The sequence below is a fragment of the Bradyrhizobium sp. HKCCYLRH2047 genome, from assembly GCF_051168175.1.
Lineage (GTDB): Bacteria > Pseudomonadota > Alphaproteobacteria > Rhizobiales > Xanthobacteraceae > Bradyrhizobium.
The window spans coordinates 755,146-777,189 of sequence record NZ_JBNPUM010000001.1; the positions used below are offsets into that span (position 1 = coordinate 755,146).

At 65.4% G+C, this 22,044-nt stretch carries 19 protein-coding genes and 1 pseudogene; 8 read left to right on the forward strand and 12 right to left on the reverse strand.

From position 1 onward, the window contains the following. Positions 1-111 precede the first annotated feature (111 nt). The 3 genes from ACQR1D_RS03320 to ACQR1D_RS03330 form a co-directional block, all read right to left on the reverse strand. Positions 112-345 carry a hypothetical protein gene (locus tag ACQR1D_RS03320; RefSeq protein WP_316238044.1) on the reverse strand — a complete coding sequence of 78 codons (234 nt, stop codon included), beginning with the start codon at positions 343-345 and terminating at the stop codon, positions 112-114. Between the two features lie 447 nt (positions 346-792). Continuing rightward, entirely contained in the window at positions 793-2,667 is a 1,875-nt protein-coding gene (locus ACQR1D_RS03325) for a chloride channel protein (protein ID WP_434838182.1), read from the reverse strand. Between the two features lie 80 nt (positions 2,668-2,747). Beyond that, a complete protein-coding gene (locus ACQR1D_RS03330; protein ID WP_434838181.1) occupies positions 2,748-3,944 on the reverse strand; it encodes an FAD-binding domain in 1,197 nt (398 codons plus the stop codon). 209 nt (positions 3,945-4,153) lie between these two features. On the opposite strand from ACQR1D_RS03330, the pseudogene ACQR1D_RS03335 reads away from it, so the two are divergent. From ACQR1D_RS03335 to ACQR1D_RS03345, 3 genes and pseudogenes are all read left to right on the forward strand, one after another. Beyond that, positions 4,154-4,431, forward strand: a pseudogene (locus tag ACQR1D_RS03335) (MFS transporter); the annotation flags it as partial. 104 nt (positions 4,432-4,535) lie between these two features. Continuing rightward, entirely contained in the window at positions 4,536-5,741 is a 1,206-nt protein-coding gene (locus ACQR1D_RS03340) for an MFS transporter (RefSeq protein WP_434838180.1), read from the forward strand. Positions 5,742-6,585: 844 nt separating this feature from the next. Next, the gene (locus ACQR1D_RS03345; RefSeq protein WP_316215243.1) at positions 6,586-8,283 is read left to right on the forward strand and encodes a methyl-accepting chemotaxis protein; all 1,698 of its coding nucleotides are present in this window, start codon (positions 6,586-6,588) and stop codon (positions 8,281-8,283) included. 23 nt (positions 8,284-8,306) lie between these two features. On the opposite strand, the gene ACQR1D_RS03350 is transcribed toward ACQR1D_RS03345, so the two are convergent. From ACQR1D_RS03350 to ACQR1D_RS03370, 5 genes are all read right to left on the reverse strand, one after another. Then, positions 8,307-8,768, reverse strand: coding sequence for an NUDIX domain-containing protein (locus ACQR1D_RS03350; protein ID WP_434838179.1), 462 nt, complete (start codon positions 8,766-8,768; stop codon positions 8,307-8,309). Positions 8,769-8,772: 4 nt separating this feature from the next. Next, positions 8,773-10,014 (reverse strand): DUF763 domain-containing protein, encoded by a 1,242-nt coding sequence (locus ACQR1D_RS03355; RefSeq protein WP_434838178.1) that lies wholly within the window; start codon positions 10,012-10,014, stop codon positions 8,773-8,775. Positions 10,015-10,101: 87 nt separating this feature from the next. Then, the gene (gene metA, locus ACQR1D_RS03360) at positions 10,102-11,082 is read right to left on the reverse strand and encodes a homoserine O-succinyltransferase MetA (protein ID WP_434838177.1); all 981 of its coding nucleotides are present in this window, start codon (positions 11,080-11,082) and stop codon (positions 10,102-10,104) included. A gap of 12 nt (positions 11,083-11,094) precedes the next feature. Further along, positions 11,095-12,399, reverse strand: coding sequence for an O-acetylhomoserine aminocarboxypropyltransferase/cysteine synthase family protein (locus ACQR1D_RS03365; RefSeq protein ID WP_434838176.1), 1,305 nt, complete (start codon positions 12,397-12,399; stop codon positions 11,095-11,097). A gap of 150 nt (positions 12,400-12,549) precedes the next feature. Then, entirely contained in the window at positions 12,550-13,506 is a 957-nt protein-coding gene (locus ACQR1D_RS03370) for an alpha/beta hydrolase (RefSeq protein WP_434838175.1), read from the reverse strand. A gap of 141 nt (positions 13,507-13,647) precedes the next feature. Between ACQR1D_RS03370 and ACQR1D_RS03375 the strand changes: the two genes are divergently transcribed. Further along, on the forward strand, positions 13,648-14,535 hold the full coding sequence (locus ACQR1D_RS03375; protein ID WP_434838174.1) for a branched-chain amino acid aminotransferase: 888 nt from the start codon (positions 13,648-13,650) through the stop codon (positions 14,533-14,535). A gap of 1 nt (position 14,536) precedes the next feature. Here the strand turns inward: ACQR1D_RS03375 and ACQR1D_RS03380 are convergent, their stop codons facing one another. From ACQR1D_RS03380 to ACQR1D_RS03390, 3 genes are read right to left on the reverse strand one after another with little or no spacing between them, the layout of a single operon-like run. Next, complete coding sequence (locus ACQR1D_RS03380) at positions 14,537-15,418, reverse strand: acyl-CoA acyltransferase (RefSeq protein ID WP_434838173.1); 882 nt, start codon at positions 15,416-15,418, stop codon at positions 14,537-14,539. Between the two features lie 39 nt (positions 15,419-15,457). After that, positions 15,458-16,420, reverse strand: a complete 963-nt coding sequence (locus ACQR1D_RS03385) for an amino acid--[acyl-carrier-protein] ligase (RefSeq protein WP_316179339.1) — start codon at positions 16,418-16,420, stop codon at positions 15,458-15,460. Positions 16,421-16,462: 42 nt separating this feature from the next. Continuing rightward, positions 16,463-17,689 (reverse strand): acyl-CoA dehydrogenase family protein, encoded by a 1,227-nt coding sequence (locus ACQR1D_RS03390; RefSeq protein ID WP_434838172.1) that lies wholly within the window; start codon positions 17,687-17,689, stop codon positions 16,463-16,465. A 345-nt stretch (positions 17,690-18,034) separates the two neighbouring features. Between ACQR1D_RS03390 and ACQR1D_RS03395 the strand changes: the two genes are divergently transcribed. The 3 genes from ACQR1D_RS03395 to mtnA all read left to right on the forward strand — a co-directional run bounded on the left by ACQR1D_RS03395 (position 18,035) and on the right by mtnA (position 20,393). Next, positions 18,035-18,307, forward strand: a complete 273-nt coding sequence (locus ACQR1D_RS03395; RefSeq protein ID WP_315801779.1) for a phosphopantetheine-binding protein — start codon at positions 18,035-18,037, stop codon at positions 18,305-18,307. Between the two features lie 90 nt (positions 18,308-18,397). Next, positions 18,398-19,273: an S-methyl-5'-thioadenosine phosphorylase gene (locus ACQR1D_RS03400; RefSeq protein ID WP_434838171.1), complete on the forward strand. Its 876-nt coding sequence runs from the start codon at positions 18,398-18,400 to the stop codon at positions 19,271-19,273. 13 nt (positions 19,274-19,286) lie between these two features. Continuing rightward, positions 19,287-20,393, forward strand: coding sequence for an S-methyl-5-thioribose-1-phosphate isomerase (gene mtnA, locus ACQR1D_RS03405; RefSeq protein WP_434838170.1), 1,107 nt, complete (start codon positions 19,287-19,289; stop codon positions 20,391-20,393). An 89-nt stretch (positions 20,394-20,482) separates the two neighbouring features. Here the strand turns inward: mtnA and ACQR1D_RS03410 are convergent, their stop codons facing one another. Further along, entirely contained in the window at positions 20,483-21,118 is a 636-nt protein-coding gene (locus tag ACQR1D_RS03410; RefSeq protein ID WP_434838169.1) for an HAD-IA family hydrolase, read from the reverse strand. Positions 21,119-21,227: 109 nt separating this feature from the next. Between ACQR1D_RS03410 and ACQR1D_RS03415 the strand changes: the two genes are divergently transcribed. Next, a complete protein-coding gene (locus ACQR1D_RS03415; RefSeq protein WP_434838168.1) occupies positions 21,228-21,998 on the forward strand; it encodes a S1 family peptidase in 771 nt (256 codons plus the stop codon). Positions 21,999-22,044 lie beyond the last annotated feature (46 nt).

Here is a 22,044-nt window from a genome sequence, read left to right on the forward strand (position 1 = left end):
TCTTGTAGGTGCCCTTCGGCAGACTGCGCAGGGTTGCGCTCCCGTGGCTCTCCGTTTTTCCATGCCGAGGATGACAGTCTTCAGGATATTTCGCTCACCACGGGCGCATCTTCAGACGTCGAGCACTTCCTGGACTGCCTCAAATATGTCGTCTGCCGTCCCTTCGATCTTGCTATCGGCCCAGGCTTGGTAAGCCTTGGCGTAAACCAACTTTTCGGCCCCTGGATCGCTCGTCGAGATCATCTCATCTCTGGATGCGCTCAGAGCGAGGGCTTTCACCTCCATGGCAATGGCGGTGATGAACCTCACGCGATCTTCGTGCTCGTCGAAAACATTCGCGGTCATGAGCGCTTCTCCGTATGACGGTCGGCTTGGCGGCTCCTGCTCATGCTGCACGCCGAAATGATCGGCGCTGGTCTATTTTTGCAGTTGCGAGCTACGACCGCGGCTCTCTTGCGGTTGTTCCTTCGGCCGCTCGCTCTTGCATGCGAAACAGACCGAACGTGCAACTTGAGTTCCGTTGATGGCCAACCGTTCGTGGACGTGAGGAGTCCTCATCGTACAGAACTCGCAATATGCCTGCGGCAATCGCAACGCAATTTCTCTTGAAGTGTCCACGAATCATCCCCCGTTCCCACGACATTCACTTCCCTCCCCCTTGGGGCGACTTTGAAGACAACCAGCGCGAGGAGTCGTACGCTATCGTACGGACTTTGGACGTGGCGGGCCTGCGGCAGCACGACGTCGAGCGAAACGGCGCGGCGGCCGCCGTGCTTCAGATCCCCGCGCGGATCAGTCCTCGTAGCTGTCGATGACCGCGTCAGCAATCGTACGCTTGGTGACGATGCCGACGATGTCATTCACCCGCGGGCGGGAGCCGTCCTGGAAGACGATGGCGGCACCGGCGCCGTGGCGCTTGAGTCTCGCAAACACCAGGCTCAGGAGGTCCTGATCGCGACAAATGACCATCCGCCGTTCGGCAAAGGTTTCGACAAACAGGTCAGGGTTGGTTTGAGATTCCATCCACAGACCCGAACGTGGCGGAATCAGCCCCACGATCCGGCCATCCCGCTCGACGACGATGGCTCGAGCGTCATCGGTATCTTCCGCGGGCAAGGCTTGCTTCAGCGTTGTGCCGGCCCTGGCTACGATAAAGCGACGCTCCATGATGTCTTGCGCCTGCTTAACCAGGTAAAGATTGATATGCCGCTCCTTGGGGATACGGTGGCCGCGATGACGCAGCTTGACCGTGTAGATCGTCTCATTGACGAGCGCGCGCCTTACGCCGGCAGCCAGCGCCACCGCGACGATCACCGGCACAATGATCGCGTAGTCACGGGTCATCTCGAACACCATGACGATGGCCGTCATCACGCCGCCGGTTCCCGCGCCGACCATGGCCGCCATTCCAACGATAGCGGCCGAGGACGGCGTCAGCCCGGAATGAGGCAAGATCGAACTGGTCCCGGTCGCAAATGCCGCGCCAAGAGTGGCGCCAAGATAGAGCGAGGGAGAGAAGATCCCGCCTGAGGCCCCGCAGCCAAGGCTGACGGTGGTGGCGAGCAGCTTCAGCGCGAATAGCAGCGCAAGAAGACCCGTCGCGGTCATCTTGTGGTCTAGGATGTCCTGAATGACCGAATAGCCAACCCCATCGACGTAGGAATGGCCGAACGCGTGACTGAGTCCCACCATCATCAGGCCGATCACAGCCATGCCCACGATGTTCTGGACGTACTCGTTTCCGGACAGTTTCGGAAATCCATCCTCCATGAAAACGAGCAGCCGAATGAACGACCAGGCTGCTGCGCCGCACAGCACTCCAAGCAGGACGAACGCAACCGCCTCCTGCGGATTGAACGACGCAACCATGGGAAATTGAACGTCCGGCACCGCAAAGGCCGGGTCCGGGCCGATGAGAATTCGCCCGATCGTCGTCGCAGCGCCCGTCGCCACGACGACGGGAAGGAAGGTGCGGTTCGACACTTCCGGCAGGAGAATTTCGAGGGCGAACAGCACACCGCCAAGCGGCGTGTTGAACGTTGCGGCGATGCCCGCGCCAGCGCCCGCGGACAACAGCGTTATCTTCTGCCGCGTGGAGAGTCCGATGAATTGAGAGAAGGCCGAACCAAGCGCCGAGCCGATCTGGATGATCGGCCCCTCGCGCCCGACGGCGGCGCCGCTACCGATCGATATTGCGGAGGCCAGCGCCTTGATCACGGCGACCGTGCCGCGGATATTGCCGCGCTTGTAGAAGATCGCATCCATCACTTCGGGGACGCCGTGTCCCTTTGCTTCGGGAGCAAAGCGCCTGACGAGAAAAACGACAATCAGGCCCCCGACCATCGGGGACAACAGAACGAAGTCGCCAAAGCGGCTGGGACCCTCGCTGATATTGGCGTCGTAAACGAAACTGAGTCTGCCATTGTAAGAGACGTTGTGCACGAAGCCGATCAGGGCGCGGAACACAACCGCGCCTAGTCCAGTCATCACCCCGATAACCAAGGCGAGGCCACAAAGAACGAGCAGGCTCACCCGCCGTTCCTCCAGCAGCGATTTGCGGCCGCCGGCTGCGATCGCTTTGACATTGTCGGAAGTCAGTCCTGTGGGCATCCGGGTCACACGAAATGGCTCAAGGTGGGGATCGCAAGATACGGACTGGTCGGCCATAAAAGCGTTCCGGACGCCGTCCGCACTGGGCAACAGGGACTTGGACGGCTTTGACGCAGAGTGCAGCGTCAGGGCAAGTGCTAATCGATCGCCCTTCTGCTGGACAATGGCCAACTATACTGCGGAAGTTCCAAGGAATCTGTGATGTCACGCCCGATAGCGAGCCTGGCCAGGCCGGGAAGAGCAAACGCTTTGACCACCAAGTTGCGGAATCGCAGCCCGAACTCTGTCTTCGGTGCAAAAGCACCGGCAAAGCGCTCGGCTCCACGCTGCTTGGCATTGATGTAGCTTCGCAACAATGTTTCGTATCTCCGAAATGCGAGTTGATACTGCCCGTCTGCAGCTGCGAGTTCACCGGCAAGGACGTAAGCCGAGATCATTGCCAGCGCCGAGCCCTGCCCGGCCAGCAGCGAGACGCAGAATGCCGCGTCTCCCACCAGCGCGATGCGGCCGTGGGACCAGTTTTGCATCCGGATCTGACTGACGCTGTCGAAATAGAGCGACTCAGTTTGCTCGAGTTCGGCCAGAATCTTGCAGCATTCCCAGCCATCGTGCCGATAGAGGTCGTCGAGGAGCGCCTTCTGGGCATCCATCGTGGTGGGCAACTCCTCTCTCGTCGAAAGGAAAACAAACAGAAACAGCGTGCGATCGTCGCGCAACGTGAAACGACCGAGCATCCGGCCCGGTCGTCCGTACATCAGATAAATATCCTCGTCGCGAGGGCGATAGCCGCGCGCCTCGAACGCCGCGACGGCATAGCCCAGGTGCTTTTCGAACCTGGATTGCGGTCCGAAGGCGAGTGCGCGCGTACGCGAATGCAATCCGTCCGCGCCAATCACGAGATCGAATCGTCGTTCACGCTCGCGCTCGAACCGGACCCGGACGCAATCCGCCTGCTCTTCCAAGGCGACGATCGTATCGCCGAAGATGCTTTCGACCTGTCCCTGTGATCTCTCAAACAGCAGCCGGGAAAGGTCGCTTCGTTGGAGCGTCACATAGCGCCCGGCAGTCAATTCCGAGAATATCGGTGCGCCGAATCCGGCAACGGACCGGCCCCCGCCGTCTACAATGCGCATCTCCCGCATATGATAACCGACGCGATTGATGTCGCCGAGCAGACCCATGCGCTCCGCGAGATCATAGCCAAGCCCCCAAAAGTCGATGACATAGCCACCTTGGCGCAAGGCCGGGGCCCGCTCAACGAGCGTCGGCTCGAAATCGGCCGCCTTCAACCAATATGCGAGCGCAGGCCCCGCGATCCCGGCGCCGGAAATCAAGGCGGTTCTCATGAGGTGGACCAACTTCGCTGATCGAGCGTCCTGTTGCACGTTGGTAACGCATGGACAAATTTTACAGGCTATCAGCAACAGCGCTTATAGGATGCAAAGTGGAATATTCGGTACGCTATCGTACGCAGTACAGCGGAGCTTGGTGTGGTTGGCCGCTCCTAGCTCTGTTCTTCGATGGATCATCGAGATGGAGCAGCAGCGGCGCGCTGGCGGTGGCACGGGCGACCATGCCGCTCGTGTTCTACGACAAGGCGGCGTCTGCCAAAGCGTCGGCGCAGATCGCGTTGCCGCTCAATCTGCTGTCGGCCGTCTGGGCGCCTGTCCTGGCTGCGCTGCTCACCAGCTATGGCGGCAACGCGTCGCTGGGGTGACCTTCGCTTGCTCCTCCGCCGCCCCGCTCATGCTGTTGCTGCTTCGCCGGCGGCGACCGGCGCACGTCATGGCCGGCACGTGGTCCGAGCCCCCTCATCGGTGACAGGACGCAATTCCGAAACAGCGGGGCTCGTGCGGCTCGAATGCTCTAAAACCAGCACTGTGGCGCGTGTCGCGCGCCCCCTCCCGTAGTGCCCTCGCCCAGAAATGCCCCCCGTCATCGCCGATCCCTCCCTCCTGCGCGTCCTGATCGTCCTCGCCGTCACGCAGCTCATCGCCTGGGGCACGCTCAGCCTGCCGGCGGTGATCGGCCGGGCCATGGCAGGGGATCTGGAGATGGACCTCACGGCGATCTTCGCCAGCACGACCGTGCTGTACATGTCGATGGGGCTGTGCTCGCCGCTGCTGGCGCGGCCGTTCGTCAAGCAGGGCGGCCGACGCGTCATGATCGCTGGCACGGTGCTGGCCGCACCCGGCTATGCGCTGCTGTCGACCGCGCAGGGGCCGCTGACCTATTATGCGGCGTGGCTGCTGCTCGGCATCGCCGGCAGCGCCACGCTCTCGACCGCCTCCTACATCGTGCTCAACGAGATCGCGGGCCTGCGCGCGCGCAGCGCCATCGGCGCACTGATGCTGGTCACGGGGCTGTCGAGCAGCATCTTCTGGCCGGTGACCTCGGCCCTCTCGGCGCATATCGGCTGGCGCAGCACCTGTCTCGTCTATGCCGGTCTGCTGCTCTTGGTCTCGCTGCCGCTGTTCGTGTTCCTGCTGCCGCGGCGCGTCCATGATCATCTGCCGCCGTCCTCGGATGCGGCAGCGTCCGCCCCCGCATCGACGCCGACGCGTAGCACCTTCTATCTGCTGGTCGGCGCCTCCGGCCTCAACGCCTTCGTCGCGTTCGGGATGGGAGCCGTGCTGATCGAGCTCCTGAAGGCCGAAGGCCTGTCAGCGGCCGAGGCGGTCGGCTTCGGCTCGATGTTGGGCGTGATCCAGATCAGCGCCCGCGCCATCGACTTTCTCGGCGGCGGCCGCTGGGACGGCATCACCACCGCGATCGTCGCCGGACTGGCGCTGCCGGTGGCGATGCTGCTGCTGATGCTGAGCGACGGCTCGCACGCGGCGATCGGCGGCTTCATCCTGATCTACGGGCTCGGCAGCGGCGCGCTCGCCGTGGCGCGGGCCACCATGCCGCTGGTGTTCTACGACAAGGCGGCGTTCGCCAAGGCGTCCGCCCAGATCGGACTGCCGCTCAACCTATTGTCCGCGGTGTCGGCGCCCATCCTCGTCGAGCTTTTGACCCGCTACGGCAGCAACGCGCCGCTGGCGCTGAGCCTGGCCTGCTCCTGCGCGGCCGTGGTCATCCTGCTGCTGCTGCGGCAGCGCCGTCCGATGCGCGCGGCGGTCTCCTCCTGAGGCGTTCGACCGAGTCGCCCGTCGGGCCGGACTTGGGCTCGGCCGGGAGCGCCGGGCCGCGGGACAGGCCGCATCCGTCCTGCGCCAAAACACGAAATTCGTTCGTTGCTTCAACGACATCGCCGCAGCCGCGCCCGTCTGCGCAAATTTTGCTCTTTCGTTTTATCGGAATTCATGCTTCTCTATGGCTGTCCCGCCTCATCGACGAGGGGCGCTGCGCATCGTCAGGAGCGTTGGGGTGGGATGTGATGGACGGGCAGGCGCCGACTGACGAGCGGCGCCCGCACGGACGGTCAAGTCGCATGGTCCTGGCATCCCGACGCTGATGCCTGCGTGGCGTGCCTTTGGCGCGTCGTCGCAAACGGGGGCAAGAACGCCGGTCCCCGGGGAGAGTGCGAAGCAGCCGTAACACCATTGCGCAGGGAAGGCCGGGCAACCCGGCTGAACCTGTGGTTCCTGCCCCGTGCATTCCTTTCCGCACGGGGGCCGCAGGAATCAGCCGATGCCTGGTCTTCCCTGCGCCCTCGTGAGTCGAGGGGCTTCGCTGCACAAAGCTCGGGCGCCGAACGCGTCGCGACAACGCAACTCCGTGGGACTCGACACCTAATCCACGGGAACTTGGCCGGGAACCGGCCGGCCTTCGAGGATGCCTCTAATTATCGCATGTTAATTCGAGCGGTCGCCGCCCCAGGTCGTGCTGGTTGTTCTCTGGCTTGAGTTCGCGTGCGTGGACATGATCCGCCCAAAAACTAATTAGTTCGCCCGATGTTCGGACGGCACGGATAGCAAACCATTAATGTACGGTTGGTATCGTGCATACAGTCCACGCAACGAGAACCAGAAAATGCGACACCTGACTGTCTATCAGCGTCTCGCGGCGATCATCGCCGTGATGTCGATCGCACTGTTCGCCGTCTCCGCCATGCAGATCATGATGCTGCGCGGAACCGTTCTCGAGGAGCGGCAGACCATGGTCCGCAACCTCGTCGAGTCCGCCGTCAAGGTGCTGAGCTATTATGACGCCGCGGCGACAGCCGGCAAGATGGCGCCGGAGCAGGCGCGGCAGCAGGCCTACGCCGCGATCGGCGCCATGCGCTGGGGACAATACAACGACTATCTCGGCGTCTACGGAACCGGATCGTCGGATGCGGGCGTGACCTATGTCCACGCCAACCCGAAATACATCAACGTCAACCGCTGGGACTTCAAGGATTCCACCGGCAAGCTCCTGATCCAGGACATCGTCCGCATGGCCCGCGCCGGCGGTGGCTTCGTCGAGTACAAGGTGCCGCGTGCCGGGGGCACGACCGAGCTGCCGAAGATGTCCTATGTCGGCGCCTATGGCAGCGGCGAAAAGATGCTGGCGATCCAGGCCGGCGTGTATGTCGACGACGTCGATGCGGTCGTCTATCAGCGCGCGATGTGGGCCGGCTTCGGCGCGCTTGCCGGTCTGCTGGTCGCCGCGATCGTCGCCTTCTGGCTCGGACGCAGCGTCGTCGTTCCGCTCGACCGCACCTGCGCCGTGATGGACGAGCTGAGCAAGGGCAATCTGAGCTTCGAGGTGCCGTTCACCGATCGCCGGAACGAGATCGGCCGCATGGCGCGCAGCCTACAGATCTTCAAGGAGCATCTCGCTGAGAGCGAGCGGCTCCGGGCCGAGCAGGAGCAGTCCAAGCAGCAGGCCGCCGAGGAGCGCCGTACGGTGCTGGTGCGGATCGCCGACGAGTTCGAACGCTCGATCGGGGGCGTGATCCAGACCACCGCGACCGCCGCCGGCGAGCTGCAGACCTCGGCACAGTCGATGTCGAGCATCGTCTCCGGCACCACCGACCAGAGCGCGAAGGTGGCCGCGGCCGCCGAGCAGACCGCCAAGAACGTGCAGACGGTGTCGGCCTCCGCCGAGCAACTGTCGTCATCGATCCAGGAGATCGCCAAGCAGGTTACGCAGTCGTCGTCGATCGCCCAGAACGCGGTCGGGCAGGCGACGCGGACGGAGGCGATGGTCGACCGGCTGGTCCACGCCTCGCAGAAGATCGGCGAGGTCATGGCGCTGATCCAGACCATCGCCGGCCAGACCAACCTGCTGGCGCTGAACGCCACCATCGAATCGGCCCGTGCCGGCGAGGCCGGCAAGGGCTTCGCGGTGGTCGCCAACGAGGTCAAGGCGCTGTCGGCGCAGACCGCCAAGGCGACCGAGGAGATCACCAGCCAGATCGAAGCCATCCGCGACGCCACCGGCTCCACCGTCAACGCCATCCGCGAGATCGGCGCGACCATCGGCCAGATGAACGAGATCACCGACGCGATCGCGGCCGCGGTTGAGGAGCAGGGCGCGGCGACGAAGGAAATCGCCCGCAGCGTGCAGCAGGCGGCGCAGGGCACCCAGGGGGTCATGCAGCACATCGTCGGCGTGCGCGAGGCGTCCGGCCAGGTCGGCGCCGCGGCGGCGCAGGTGCTGAGCGCGGCCTCCCAGCTCGGCAGCCAGTCGGATCAGCTCAAGACCCAGACCGGGCGATTCCTCGGCAACGTCCGCGCGGCGTGACGCCGGCGGCGGATGGTGACAGCTCACCCTCCGCCGATCGCCACGAGACGGTCGAGCAGCGCGGCCTGGGCCGGATTGATCCGGACCCTCGCCTCGGCGAGGTCGAACCAGGCGGCGCGGTCGACCTCGGGAAAACGCTGGAGACGGCCGCTGCGCGGCGGCCATTCGAGCTCGAATGCGTTGCTGGTGATGCCGCCGGCATCGAGATCGGTCTCGGCGGCGAATGCCTCGACCACCTTGCCGCCGCGCTGCTTGATCTCGCCGAGCGGGACGAGCGGCACCGTCAGCGCGGTGCCAAGCTCCTCGGCGAATTCGCGCCGCGCCACCGCTTCGGCCGCCTCGCCGGCGCCGAATTCGCCCTTCGGGATCGACCAGGCGCCGAGATCCTTGTGGCGCCAGAACGGGCCGCCGGGATGCACCAGCAGTACTTCCAATCCGTCGGCGGTCCTGCGAAACGCGAGCACGCCCGCGCTGCGCGCCGGCATGCCGCTACGCCTCGCCGGTGCGCTGGATGAGATCGCGCTCCCAGCCGAACACCGAGCGGCCGTCGAGCTCGGGCGAGGCGGCGCGCTCGGTGGCGATGTAGGCCTCGAGCGAGGGGCCGGTCGCGCTGCGCTCCAGCCGGCGCGCCTGGTCGTCGAGCCGCTTCAGGGCCGACAGCGCCTCGTCGCGGCCGAGCCTGGCGTTGCCGACGGCTGATTTGAGCACGCGGATGGTCTCGTCATAGACCTTGATCGGCACCGGATAGGGATGACGATCCTTGCCGCCATGCGCCAGCGAGAACCGCGCCGGATCGCTGAATCGATACGGCGCGCCGTGCACGACCTCGGCGACCATGGCGAGCGAGCGCACGGTGCGGGCGCCGACGCCCGGCGTCAGCAGCAGGTCGGGGAAGTCGACGGGACCGCGCTCGGCTGCGGCCGCGAGCGTGCCGTGCAGCCGGCGGGCGAACACGTCCTTCGGCCTGACGTCGTGATGCGCAGGCATGACCAGATGCGGCAGGACGCCCTGCGCCGGCTGCGGCGTGCTCAGCCGTTCGAACTCGGTGACGACGCGGTCGGGGCCGAGCTCGGTGAGCAGTTCGAGCTGGGCGTTGCGCGACGGCGCGGCGCGCTTGTCGGTGAGGTTGACGATCTCGCCCTGGACGGGACCGTCGATGGCGCTGTGCGGCGCGTCGACGAAGCTCGCAAGCTCGCGCGAGTGCCAATGGTAGCGCCGGGCCTGGCGGGTGCCGCCATTCATGCCCTGCTGCACCACGGTCCATTTGCCGTCCGCAGTGACGACGAAGCCGTGCAGATAGAGGTCGAAGCCGTCCTGCACCGCGGCGCTGTCGACCTTGGCGACCAGCTTGCTGGTCCGCACCAGCTCCTCGCCGTCGAGGCCGAGCCGGTCGCTGAGCAGGCGCAACTCGTCGGGCGTCTTGCGCGAGTGTTCGCCGCGGCCGCCGCAGACGTAGATGCCGAGCTCGCCGGACAGCGGCTTCAGTCCGCGCTTCAGCGCGCCGATCACGCTGGTGGTGATGCCGGAGGAATGCCAGTCCATGCCCATCACGGCGCCGAACGACTGGAACCAGAACGGATGCGACATCCGCGCCAGGAATTCGTCGCGGCCGTAATGATGCACGATCGCCTGGGTGATGATGGCGCCAAGCGAGGCCATGCGCATGACGAGCCAGGCCGGCACGCGTCCGGAATGGAGCGGAAGATCGGCGCTGCCGGTACGTCGGGCCATCGGAACCTTGCAGAGGAGGCGTGTCGCACCAATCTAACAGAAGGCGCGCCGATGCGCGATCGATCCGATGTCGGGCGGACTTTGGCGTTAGCCGGTCTGCCCGAGATGGGCGATCCAGTTCCTGAACAGCGTCTGTGCAGCGCTTTCGGCGGCGAGGTCAGGCCGCAACGTCAACCCCGGAAGCTCGGCCGCCACCGTCGGGTCGCGCCTTTCCTTGGCCCGCCACTCGAACGCGTTGAGCACCGCCTCGCTCTCGGCGCTGAAGTAGGATTTCGGCAGCCGCGGATAGTCGTCGCGCTGACCGGCGAGAAACCGCGCGATGTCGCGCATGTATTCGCGCTGCAGGGAGAGCGCGTCATATTCGGGATGGCCCTGGAAGAACACGAACCGGCTTGGCATCGAGCGCGCGAAGATGTCGACGCCGACCTCGTCAGACCGGGTCAGGATGTCGTAGCCGCGCTCCGCCAGCAGCGGCTCGTTGACGGCGTTGAGGCGGGAGTGCGGCACTTGGAGCGGCAAATGGATGCCGTGCGTGAGCCAGTCGTCCTGGACCTTCTCGCAGTCGAAGATGCCGGAGCATTTGCTCGCCAGCCGCTGTCGCTCGATGTCGTCGAGATGCAGCACGGCCGCGTGGGCCGCGAGACAGGACCAGATCGTCGAGCGGGTGTTGGTTCTGGCCCAGTCGATGACCGAGGTGAGGTCCGACCAATAAGGCTCGTCGCGCAAGGCCGCCGCGACGGGCTCGGCGCCGGTCACGATCAGGCCGTCGATGCCGAGCCGGTCGAGCGACCCGATGTCGGCGTAGGACTGGGCGACGTGGTGCCTCGCCGCCTGCGAGCGCATGATGGAGGGCAGCGAGAAGCAGTGCAGGCGGATGCGGACGTGCCGCGGCGCGCACTGTTGCAGCAGGCGGGCGATCTGGAGATCGGTCGCCTTCAAGGCGCTGTCCGGCATGTTGTTGACGAGGCCGATCGACAGCTCGACCGGGCGCCGTCCGCTGTCATCGAATTCGGCGGGCGCGAGGGCAGGGCTCGCGATCCTGCGATGTCGGTCGAACAGCAGGGTCATCGGCTGATCGCTCTACTCCGCCGCATCCAATTGACGCGGGCGAGGGCAGGCCTGGGCGAGCGCCTGGTCGAGATCCTCGATGATGTCGCTGACATGCTCGATGCCGATCGACAGCCGGATCGTCTCGGGAAGGACGCCCGCCTTGCGCTGGTCGTCCGGCGGCATCTGCCGATGCGTGGTCGATGCGGGATGGCAGGCCAGCGACTTCGCATCGCCGATATTGACCAGCCGCGTGACCAGCTTCAGGGCGTCGTAGAACGCCTTGCCGGCCTCCATGCCGCCGTTGATCCCGAACGTGAACAGCGACGACGCGCGACCGTCGAGATATTTCTGGACCAGCGGGTAATAGCGGCTGTCGGCGAAGCCCGCGTAGTTGACCCATGCCACGCGCGGATCGTTGCGGAGGAATTCGGCGACCTTGCGCGCATTCTCGACGTGACGCTCCATGCGCAGCGCGACGGTCTCGATGCCCTGCAGCAGCAGGAAGGCATTGAACGGCGACAGCACCGCGCCCATCGTGCGCTGATAGACGCTGCGCGCGCGCTGGATATAGGCGCTGCGGCCGAAATGATCAGTGTAGACCATTCCGTGATAGGACGCGTCGGGCTGCGTGAAGGCGGGAAAGCGGTCGGCGTGATCCTTCCAGGGAAAGTTGCCGCTGTCGACCAGCATGCCGCCCAGGGTCGTGCCGTGACCGCCGAGAAACTTGGTCAGCGAATGCACCGCGATGTCGGCGCCGTAGTCGAACGGCCGCAGCAGGATCGGCGTTGCGACGGTGTTGTCGACGATCAGTGGCACGCCGTTGCGATGTGCGACCTTCGCCAACGCTTCGATGTCGCAGACATTGCCGGCGGGGTTGCCGATCGTTTCGGCAAACACGGCCTTGGTGTTGTCATCGATGAGACGCTCGATGGCGTCGGGCGCATCGCTGTCGGCAAAGCGTCCAGTGATGCCCTGGCGCGGCAGGATGTGACCGAGCAGCGTGTGCGTGGTGCCGTAGAGCTGCGGCACCGAGACGATGTTGCCGCCGCCATCGGCGAGGTTGACGAATGCAAAGTGGAGCGCCGCCTGTCCGGTGCCGACGGCGAGCGCGCCGACGCCGCCCTCGAGCTCGCTGACACGCTTCTCGAGCACCGCCGTGGTCGGATTGGAGATCCGGCTGTAGCGATAGCCCTCGGCTTCGAGATTGAACAGCGCGGCGCCGTGGTCGGCGCTGTCGAAGGCGTAGGCGGCGGTCTGATAGATCGGAACCGCGACGGCCTTGGTGGTCGCCTCCGGCTCATAGCCGGCGTGGATTGCAATCGTCTCGTTGCGCATCGGCGATCTCCACGCTCGCTTCGATCAATGCGGCGAGCTGCTCGTATTCGGCGAGTGGTGCCGTTGTAGGAGCGCAGGCGTAAAGCGGGCAATAATTCGCGACAACAACGACGAAATAACCCTAACGAGATGTGGCCGAAGAACTTCGAATTAGCGCATAGAAGAAACCTGCAGGAACGACCGGATTTGCCACCCGACCAGATCCAGTGCGGCCTTGGCCTGCGGCAGGATCGCACCGAGCGCGTGGAAATTGTGGACCATGCCGTCGTGACAGACATGCGCGACCGTGACGCCGGCTTCCGCGAGCCGTGCCGCGTAGGCGTTGCCCTCGTCACGCATCGGATCGAACTCTGCGGTGTGGATCACGGCGGGCGGAAGCCCGGCCAGCGTCTCGCGGCACAGCGGCGATATCAGTGGATGCGCGACATCGGTCTTGCCGTCCAGATAGTCGCCGAGGTCGGCCTGCCAGGTCGCCCTGTTGATCAGGTAGCCGGTGCCGAACAGCTCGCGCGACGGCCAGGGGCTGGAAAAATCGAGCACCGGGCAGATCAGGCACTGCAGCGCGATTCTGAGAGGGCCGTCGCCGGCGGCCTGCTGACAAACGGCGGCCGCGAGCGTGGCGCCCGCGGAATCGCCGCCGAGCACAATGCGATTGCCGTCGATGCCGAGTGCGGCCGCGTGATCGATCGCGAAGTGAACGGCAGCGATCGCATCCTCGATCGCTGCCGGGAACGGGTGCTCGGGCGCGAGGCGGTAGTCGATCGAGAGCAGCCGGCAGCGCGAGGCGGCGGCAAGCGCAGCGGCGACCTTGTCGTGTGTGTCGATGCTGCCCGCCACGAGACCGCCGCCATGAAAGTATACGAAGCCAGGCGGCATCCCGAGATCGTCCGGGCCCGCTGCCGGCGTGTACAGGCGGTAGCGAAGCTGCCCGGAGGGACCGGAGAAATCGCCATCCCGCGTGATGACGGCGCCGCAGTCGTTCCGCGCGAACTGCATCAGCTTGGCCAGCGACTGCCGGCGTTGCCCGACACTCGGATGCTGCCGGCTTTCCGGCATAGCGGCAGCTACCATCGAAAGCAGGCGCTGGGCGCGAGGGTCGAGCGGCATGACAGCTCCAGTTAACCAAGGCAGCGACCATTGTGCCCATCAGCAGTGAATCGATCATGAGCGGCAGGCCGCGGCGGGGAAATCCTTAAAAGATTCACGCCAGAAGTGCAGATACGATCGATGCCGAACGGGAGCGCCGCCATGGCCCACATCGTCAAGCCAGTCAGCTACTCGCAGACCTGGACCTTCTTCGACGGCGAATGGCGCGAGGGCAATGCACCGATCATGGGCGTGCGGACCCACGCGACCTGGCTCGCATCGACCGTGTTCGACGGGGCGCGCGCGTTCGAAGGCGTGACGCCCGATCTCGATCGGCACTGCGCACGGGTGAATCAGTCCGCGATCAATTTTCGGCTCAAGCCCGTGGTGGACGTCGACACCTGGATGGGGCTGGCGCGGGAGGGGATCGCGCGGTTCGGAGCGGGTGCCGAGCTCTACATCCGCCCGATGTACTGGGCGCAGCATGGCGCCGGCGGCGGTGTCCTGTTCGATCCCGACACCACCAATTGGTGCCTGTGCATCTATGAGGCGCCGATGCCGCAGCCGACGGGCAACGCCATCACGCTGTCGCCGTTCCGAAGGCCGACGGCCGAATGCGCGCCGGTCGACGCCAAGGCGGCCTGCCTCTATCCGAACAATTCGCGCGCGCTGATCGAAGCGGCCTCGCGCGGCTTCAACAACTGCCTGATGCTGGATCTGCTCGGCAACGTCGCGGAGTTCGGCAATGCCAACGTGTTCATGGTCAAGGACGGCGTTGTCTTCACGCCGGTGCCGAACGGAACCTTCCTCAACGGGATCACGCGACAGCGCGTGATCGAATTGCTGCGAGGCGATGGTGTCAGTGTGGTCGAGACGACGCTCCGATATGACGATTTCCTGAACGCCGACGAGATCTTCTCGTCGGGCAACTTCGCCAAGGTCGCGCCGGTGATCCGCATCGACGACCGGACGCTGCCAATCGGTCCCGTCTTCAGCCGCGCACGCAGGCTGTACTGGGACTATGCCCACCGGGTCAGGGCCGCGGCATAGGTCAGGACCCATAGACGGGAAGTTCGGTATCGCTGAGCTCGCCGAGCCGCCCCGGCTCCGGTCCCTTGATGTATTTGCGGCCGCGGCGTTCGGTGTAGACGCCGTAGAGCCCGGCAATCGGCCCGTCGGCGTCGACGACGACGGACACGCGTCCGCGCGGCAGCAGGAAACGGCCCACGGCGCCGGCGCAGGCAACATAGTCGGAGGTGCCGCGGCAGTAGATCAGCTGCATTGCCGGCAATGCGAACCGTCCTTGCCGGACCCGGAGCTGCTGCAACACCAACGGAACCGGGCCATGCTTCGACCGGACCACGATGCTGAGGCAGCCATAGCGTGCGTGGCGGATCAGCAGGTCGGCCTCGCTGGGCGGAAGTCCATCGAGCGCCTGGGCGTCAGCGGCGACCTGCTCCACTTGCGCGCCGCGGCCGGCAAATGACATGGCGGGCACTGAAAAGAACAAGCCGTAACAATAGGGACGAAAGCCCTGCGCCTCGATGATCGGCCATGTCTGGCGCGCGGCGCTGATGTTGATGTAGGTCACCTCAGGCAAACGCTGTGCGATCCGGGTCAGCATCGTCGCATAGTTGCGAAACGACGGCTCGACATACCAGCTCGACAGGTTGCACCAGATCTGCGGCTGCGCGGGTGTGCCCCGGTTGCTGTAGATCAGCAACAACACGCCGACGGCCGCGCCGTCGTTCTCCAGCAGATAGCCATAGCGGGGATAGCCTCCGGGCGCCGGACGCGCGGTCTGTCGGTGCAGGCCAGTGGCCCAATACGCGCGGGACCGCCGCGGAAATCCGCGCGTGAGCAGATCGGCGACCGCGTCGAGATCGGGCTCCCCGATCTCCCGGCAGCGGATCAGCGGCTTGCGCGCGGTCATGAGATTGCCTGCCGATCTCCCGACGATGGCGGTAGGACGTCAGCCGACGACGTCGGGCTGACGCTCCACCAGCAGCGCGTCGCGCACGCGCGACGGCCAGCGCGTCGGATCGATGCCGTGCGTGTGGAACAGCGCGACCGCGAGGCGGTCCATGCCGAAGGCCACGCAACCGGTGTGCGCCGGCGCGCCGTCGGCGTCGTCGATGCCCCAGGTCGTGCCGAAATGCTCGCGGTGATAGTTGAAGCTCATGCAGGCGGTCGGCTGCTCTTCCGATCGCAACGGCACCAGGAGCTCGAATTTCAGCGCCTGCTGCTTCTGGCTGACCGCCTTCATCTGGCCGACGCGACCGAAGAACGGGTCGCTGGCGTGATCGACGCGGAACGACAGCCCGAGATCGTGGGCGATCGTTTGCGCCTTCACCATCCAACGGTCGCGGAAGGCCGAGACGTCGTCGGGTGTGCCGATGCAGACATATTCGCGCATACGGAACGACTGCAGGCGGTCGAGATGCCGCGACGGCTCGCGGCGGAAGCAATCGGCCGCGACGTCGAAGCGTAGGCCGCCGACCGGCAGTGCACCACGGCTCGCCGCGATCGGATACACCGGATAGCAGGCTGCGGGCGACAGCACGAGGTCGGCCGGCGACAACGAGGTGGTCCAGTCGCCGCCCTTGTCGAAACGTGCCACGGCTTCGTGGATGTCCCGCTCGGTGCCGTGCAGGCCACAGACGCAGCCGAGCAGATTTGGAAAGCTCTTGAGATAGCCGGACTTCTCAAGCTGCGTCCGGCTCATGACCGGCGGGAAGCGCATGACCTCCGTGCCGGGCTCACGATGCCGCGTGATGAGCGTCGTGAGCCGCTCCACAACACCTTCATACAGCGCGGTCCGTGCATAGACGCCATCCGCGCCCATGCGATGGAACAGGGCGTCGGTCAGATGATCGAGCGCGTCGGCCGGCTGGGGCGCAATCTCGGGCGACTGCGGGAGAACGGGGATCGTCATTGTGCAAATCCTGGGTGGAGGCAATGGCTGCGATCGGCGCGGTCATTCATGGAGCGAGGCCGGTACCGTGCTCATCAAATTGGCCGTGGCAATGTTCGTGAGAATACGGTCGTTGTTGATCATGATCGGCGCCGACAGAACATCGCGCAGGTGGCGGCCGATCGAGAACTCGCCGTCGTTGCGATAACCCGAGAGCCCGCAGGCGCGCATCGCATGCATCACGGTCTCAACGGCAAGCTCCGAGGCCTGCACCTTCAACAGCGTGATCGAGGATTGGAAGTCGAGCGAGCTCAGCGCCCGCTCGTCATATTCATGGGCGACGAAGGCATCCATGTTGGTGACGATCATTGCGCGCAGCCGGGCCAGCGCCATCTTAGCCGCGGTGTAATGTGCAGCTGCCGGCGGCATCTGTCCGCCGGCGCCGCGAGCGGCCTTGCGCAGGAAGCGCTGGGCGCGCTCCACCGCGGCCGCAGCAATGCCCGCCCAGGCCGATGACCAGCAGAGATGCGCGAACGGCGTCATCGTCTGGCCGTGGATGCGGTCATAGGATTCGGTGAACATGCGGTCGGACGGACAGCTCACCTCCAGCGCGAATCCTGTCGAGCAGGTGCCGCGCATGCCCAGCGTTTCCCAGCCAAGGGTGCGCGAGATCGTGTAATCGTCCGTCGTCAGCGCCAGCAAGACCTGATCAGAGGCGGCTGCGCTGTCGGCGCGGCGGGCAATGGTGACGAGGCCATCGGCTTCTGCGCCATAGGAGATCACCGTGGCGTCGCGCTTCAGCGAGATGCGGTCACCCTCGTGCCCGACGGCCGCGGCGCTCGCGCGGATGTTGCCGCCGTTCTGTCCCTCGGTGGTGGAAGAGGCCATCAGCAGCTGCTCGGATGCGATACGGCGCATCAGGGATTCCATGTAGGCGCTGCCGCGGCCGTGACGCACAAGGCAGGCGACCTTGGTCTGGTGCATGGCGAAGATCATGGCGCTGGAGGCGCAGGCGCGGCCGAGCGCATAGCAGACGTCGGCGATGTCGTGGATCGAGGCTCCGAAGCCGCCGAACTCGACCGGGATCTGCATCCCGAGCAGCTTGTGCTCGCGTGCCGCATCGATTGCGGCCTTGGGGAAGCGGCCGTCACTGTCGACCTCGTCGGCTTCCGCGGCGGCCTGCGCGGCAACAGCGGCGGTCCGCTGCAGGAACAAGGAGCTGCGATCGAGCAGAAGGCTCTCGCCATCATCGGGGATCGGGTTGCGAAGCGCGGTTCCCTGGAGAGTCATGACCGATCGATACTCCGGATTTTGTCTCGTTGAGAGATCGGCACGTGCGTCCTCGCAAGATCAGGACAGATGCACTGCGCCTTCTTTTTTGGGCTGCACGCAGGGTATGGATTTGATTCAAATACGTCGACGAAATTCAGGGTAAACGCTGTGCAATCGACGGGTGGGGGTTAATTCCTGGTTGTTTCGGTCCGAGAATTTCGGGCCAAGCCGTTAGCGTTAAGACGAGTTCAGACCTGGAACGGGGATGCGGCGTAACTCTTTCGCCGCCGGATTGCGTTATCTCCTGCGCGAGCGTCGATCAGATTCGACGTGCCGGAACAAGCCGCGAGTGAAGAGGTCCCCATGCCGAGTTTCGATGTCGATGTCAGTCACAGGATCGTGGCGCTCGTGCGCGATATCCTCGCGCAGAACGCCAGTTCTACCGACGTGACGGCGGATGCAAAGCTCGTCGACATCGGGCTGACGTCCATGGACATGGTCAACCTGATGCTGGCGCTCGAATCGGAGTTCGATTTCACCATTCCGCAGGAGCTGATCACGCCGGAGAACTTCCAGTCTGTCGCCACGCTGGAGCGTCTGGTGAGCGGTCAGCTTGCGGCAGCCAAGGCCGCCTGACCCGGCTGCCACGCCCCGCGGTTTCCCGCGTCGCTGTTTTCAATCCGTCGCAAAGCTGGCATTCTCGTCTCCGTTGGAGATGGGGACGTCATGACGAAGGCTGTGCTTGGCATTATCGGCGGCTCGGGCATCTATGATCTGCCGGGACTGGAAGATGCCCGCGAAGAGGTGATCGCGAGCCCCTGGGGCGAGCCGTCGGCGCCATTGCGCCGGGGAACGATCGCGGGGCTGCCGATCGTGTTCCTGCCGCGCCATGACAAGGGACACCGGCTGTCCCCGTCCGACATCAACTACCGCGCCAACATCGACGTGCTGAAGCGCGCTGGCGTCACCGACCTGGTGTCGCTGTCGGCCTGCGGCTCGTTCAAGGAAGAGCTGCCGCCGGGCACCTTCGTGCTGGTCGATCAGTTCGTCGATCGCACCTACAAGCGCGAGAGCTCGTTCTTCGGCAGGGGATGCGTCGCTCACGTCTCGATGGCGCACCCGGTTTCACCGCGGTTGCGCATTCACCTGGCGGCGGCGGCCGAGGCCGAAGGCATCGCGATCGCGCGCGGCGGCACCTATGTCTGCATGGAGGGACCGCAATTCTCGACCTATGCCGAGAGTATAACCTACAAGGCGTCGGGCTATTCGGTGATCGGCATGACCAACATGCCGGAGGCGAAGCTCGCTCGCGAGGCCGAGATCTGCTACGCGACGGTCGCGATGGTGACCGACTTCGACTGCTGGCATCCGGATCACGACGCCGTTACCGTGCAGGACATCATTCGCGTGCTCACCACCAACGCCGACAAGGCGAAATCACTGGTGGCGCGGCTCGCCCGCGAGTTTCCGCGCGAGCACGAACCGTGCCCGATCGGCTCCGATCGTGCTCTCGACACCGCCTTGATCACTGCGCCGGAGGCGCGCGATCCCGAGCTTCTGAACAAGCTCGATGCGGTCGCAGGCCGTATCTTGCGCGATTGAAGGGGGATCGAACATGAAGGTGGACGGCCGGCACTATCGCAGCATCTGGCTCGACTCCGACGGCTGGTCGGTCTGCGCGATCGATCAGCGCCGGTTGCCGCACGAGTTCGTGGTGGCGAAGATCACGACATGCGAGGAGGCGGCGGACGCGATCCGCGGCATGCTGGTTCGCGGCGCGCCGCTGATCGGCGCCACCGCCGCCTTCGGCATGGCGCTGGCGATGCGCGACGACCGCTCCGATCCCGGCATCGACCGCGCCTACGAGATGTTGATCGCGACGCGGCCGACGGCGATCAACCTGAAATGGGCGCTCGACACGATGGGCACGATGCTGCGCCGGCTGGCGCCGTCGGAGCGGCGAGATGCGGCGTATTCCCGCGCCGTCGACATTGCCGGCGAGGACGTCACGATCAACCAGGGCATCGCCGCGCATGGTCTCGCGCTGATCGAGGCGGCCGCGGCGCGCAAGAAGCCGGGCGAAATCGTGAACGTGCTGACCCACTGCAATGCCGGCTGGCTTGCGACCGTCGATTGGGGCACGGCGACCGCGCCGATCTATATCGCGCATGATCGCGGCATTCCGATCCATGTGTGGGTCGACGAGACCAGGCCGCGCAATCAGGGCGCGTCGCTGACCGCCTGGGAACTCGGGCACCATGGCGTGGCGCACACCGTCATCCCGGACAACACCGGCGGCCATCTCATGCAGCATGGGATGGTCGATCTCGCCATCGTCGGCACCGACCGCGTCGCCGCCAACGGCGATGTCTGTAACAAGATCGGCACCTATCTCAAGGCGCTCGCGGCGCACGACAATGGCGTGCCGTTCTATGTCGCGCTGCCGTCGCCGACGATCGATTTCGCGGTCGCCGAGGGACGACAGATCCCGATCGAGCAGCGCGGTGCGCAGGAAGTCACCGAGATGACCGGCCGCACCGCCGACGGCCGTATCGAGACGGTGCGCATCGTGCCGCCGGGATCGCCGGTCGCAAACTACGGCTTCGACGTCACGCCGGCGCGGCTGGTGAGCGGGCTGATCACCGAGCGCGGCGTGCTGCGGGCCGACGGCGCGGCACTGGCGGCGGCATTTCCGGATCGGGCCAAACAGACGAACGATTAGGATCAGCGCCGTTGCGAGGGCAGCGACGCAATCCAGAATCCCACGAAGCCTTCGGATTGCTTCGGCGCAAGGATGCCTCGCAATGACGATCAGCGCAGGCTCAGACCCGTCGCGGCTTCCAACTCGGCGATCGCCTGCGCTGCGCTGACCACCTTGATCGTCGTCATGCCCATCTCGCGCGCCGGCTTCAGGTTGATGCCGAGATCGTCGAGGTAGACGCAGTCCGCGGGGCTGACGCCGAGCGTCTCGGTCATCATCTGGTAGATCCGGGGATCGGGCTTGCGCAGGCCGATCTTGGCCGACTCGATCACGTGATCGAACAGCGCCATCACCTCCGCGACGTACAACGAGCGGCCGCCCTGGCTGCCGATTGCGTTCGCCGGCAGATTGTTGGTGATGCAGCCGATCTTGCACTCCGCCTTGATGCGGCGGAGCGCCTCGACCATGTCGGGACGGAGGTCGCCGGTGAGCAGTGGCAGCACCTCCCGCCCGCTGACCGCAGCGCCGCCCAGCGCCAGCGACTCCTCCGCGAACAGCCGGTCGAAAGTGTCGAGGTCGATCTCGGCCCGCTCGAATTTCGCCCAGGCGTTCTCGAGATGGTTGGCGGCATTGGTGTTGCGGATGATGTCGACAGGATAGCCGCGCTCCTTCTCGAACCGTGCGAATGCCTCGAACGGCGATGTCGTCAGCACGCCACCGAAATCGAAGATCACCGCCTCGACCATGTCAGTCCTGTCCTTCCTTGATCCCTGGATGATCGCTAGCATGGGATGCCGCACTTGGCGACCTCGGTCGCACTTGGCGACCTCGGCGTCAGCCGCTATTGCTGCCGCGATGAAGCCGTATCACGCAATCATTGCAGCCGCCGCTCTGCTGGCGCCGTCGCAGGCCCTGGCCATCGTCGGCAATGCGCCGGCGCTGAATGATGGCATCGGCCGCGCCGTGGTCACGATCGTCGGCTCGCGCGGCAATTTCTGCAGCGGCGCGCTGATTGCCCCGAAGCTGGTGCTGACCGCCGGGCATTGCGTGCAGCCGGGTCTCGATTACCGCATCGTGGAATACGATCGCGACCGCAGGCCGGTTCTCAAGACGGTCCGGCGGGTGGCGGTGCATCCCAGCTTCAGCGTGCAGGCCATCCTGGCGCATCGCGCCACCGCCGATGTCGCGCTGCTGGAATTGGAGGCGCCAGCGAAGGAGCGCGTGCCGGTGGCGCTCGGCGTGCCGCAGCCGCCGCTTGCCGCCGGCAACGCATTCACGGTCGCAGGCATCGGTGTCGCCGTCCCCGGCGACGGCAAGAGCGGGGGCGTGGTGCGCGGCGCGGCGCTGGTGGCCACAGGCAGGCCGGGCACGTTGCAGATCCGGCTGGTCGATCCGGCGACGCAAGGCGTGCGGTCCGGGCTCGGTGGCTGCACCGGGGATTCCGGCGGGCCTGCATTCGAGACGCAGGCGCAAGGACAGGTGCTGATCGGCGTCATCTCATGGTCGACCGGGCCAAATCTCGGCGATGGCTGCGGCGGCATGACCGGCGTCACGCCGCTCACGTTGTATCGCGATTGGGTCGTGCAGACCGCGCGGCAGTGGGGCATGCCGCTCGGCGGAAATTGAGGCGCAGCGTTCACGACGCCGCGCTTCGCGATGGGTTGACCGTCGC